This is a genomic window from Methylophaga pinxianii (assembly GCF_020447225.1).
GTDB lineage: Bacteria > Pseudomonadota > Gammaproteobacteria > Nitrosococcales > Methylophagaceae > Methylophaga > Methylophaga pinxianii.
Map to the genome: position 1 here is coordinate 1 of NZ_JAJAEO010000091.1, position 1,992 is coordinate 1,992.

At 48.9% G+C, this 1,992-nt stretch carries 2 protein-coding genes; both read right to left on the reverse strand.

The window, feature by feature from the left end; genetic code table 11:
- Positions 1-84 precede the first annotated feature (84 nt).
- Positions 85-882 (reverse strand): IS21-like element helper ATPase IstB, encoded by a 798-nt coding sequence (gene istB, locus LGT40_RS00525; protein ID WP_226069672.1) that lies wholly within the window; start codon positions 880-882, stop codon positions 85-87.
- The gene (istA, locus tag LGT40_RS00530; RefSeq protein ID WP_226069671.1) at positions 879-1,898 is read right to left on the reverse strand and encodes an IS21 family transposase; all 1,020 of its coding nucleotides are present in this window, start codon (positions 1,896-1,898) and stop codon (positions 879-881) included. Before istA ends, istB begins: the two co-directional genes overlap by 4 nt.
- Positions 1,899-1,992 lie beyond the last annotated feature (94 nt).

Sequence of the window (1,992 nt, forward strand, 5' to 3'; positions counted from 1 at the left end):
AAAAAAACCAACGGCTTAAAAGTGATCCACTGTTATGGTCAAAATCTCGTAAAACAGCGGCCTTAAGTGAGCCAAAGTCGTCATTTATGTCGTTTTTAGTACCTCATTACCGGTTTTAATCGCAGGGAGCACCCCAGCTGCCTTTTTTCCCTTCAGTCGGTAGCTCTCTCCACTGATTTGTACAATATTTGAATGGTGTAAAAGCCTGTCCAGTAACGCTGCGGTAAGCGTTGTATCGTCAGCAAAGGCACTGGACCACTGCGAAAACGGCAAATTGCTGGTGACAATAACGCTGCCATGCTCATACCGCTTGGCAATCACATTGAAGAATAAATTCGCTTCCTCCCGTCCAAATGGCAGGTAACCTATTTCATCAATAATGAGCAGTTTGGGTGCCAGCACACTGCGCTTTAAATACTGCTCCAATCGCCCTTGGCTTTTAGCGGTTGCCAGTTGCAGCATCAAATCCGCTGCGGTAATGAAGCGGGTTTTTATACTGCGCAGTACGGCCATATAACCAAGGCTAATCGCCAGGTGGCTTTTACCCACACCACTGGGCCCAAGTAAAATCACATTTTCAGCGCGCTCAATAAAGGCGAGTCCGGTGAGTTCTTTTAACTGTTGCCTCGGCGCACCACTGGCAAACTTAAAGTCAAAGTCTTCAAATGATTTTAGCGCCGGAAAACCGGCAAACTTCAGTAACGTCTCCTGCGTCCGTCGGGCCCTGGCCTGAAGCTCAAGGTTTAGCAGTTGCTCCAGAAAATCAGCAAAGGTGCCTTCTTTCGCAATGAGTGTGTCCGCCAATGCCGGCCATTCATTGCTGACTGTGCCAAGTTTGAGTGTGTCACAGGCAACCTGTATCCGTTCTTGTTGAAGGTTCATTGCTGGCCCTCCAACAAACTGTCGTAAACACTCAATGGATGCTGCAGACTCTCAATCGGAGTTGGCCGACTGATACTGTCAGGCAAATGCCGAAACGCCTCTCTGATTGGCAAAGCCTGTAAGTCAAAGCGCTCTTTATCAAGCAATACCTGTGGCTTCTCGCCAGTGGTACCATGCAGTCGCTGATGCGCAACATGTTCAAGCCAGGCACCGATATGCGCGTTGGCCACAGAGACATCAAAACGGAGTCCATGCTGCTTCATACTCGCGGCCAATGGGGTGATAAAACTGCTCTTCAAGTACGAATTGAAGCGCTCCACCTTGCCCTTGGTTCTGGCGCGGTAAGGGCGGCAGGCTCGGGGCTGAAAACCATAGTGATTGGCAAGATCAAGCAGACTACTGTTCCAGCGATGATGTCCCATCCCGTAGGCATCGCGCTCAATCATAATTGTCTTCGCATTATCGAACAGCACATGCTGCGTCACTCCACCGAAGAAATTAAATGCTTCCTCAAGACCATATAACCAGTCTTCCTGACGTTCGTGCGTTGAAAAATGAACAAACGTCGCTCTGCTATACGACAGTGTTGCCACAAATCCTTTAAATCGTTGTCGGTTCCGGTTGATATTAGTGAAATCAACCTGCAGTTGCTCGCCGGGTTGTGTCTCAAACCTGACGACCGGATCGTTTGGTGCTGGTTTTTTAAACGATGCGACAAATTGGCGTAACTGGGTCATACCACCGCTATATCCCTGGGCTTCTATCTCACGGTAGAGAACGGTTGCCGGTATCCAGTTCGGCTCAGCAGCTTTGATCCGCGCTTTTAGGTATGTCTCATAGGGCTGTAGCTTCGTCGGACTGGCCTCACGCTTTGCATAACTTGGCGTAACTGCTGGTCTGCTCAGATAGTTTTTTACGGTGTTACGGGAAATGCCGAGGCGACGCGCTATCTCGCGTTGGGTCATTCCTTGTCGGTATAAAACATGTATATCCACTAGTTGCTCCTGAGTTAGCATTTTCAGCCGCCTTATCCTGATGAAAAAGGCAGCTATCTTGCCTCAGGTGGATCAGTTTTGAACCGTTGCTAATGGATCATCTTTACACCGTTGG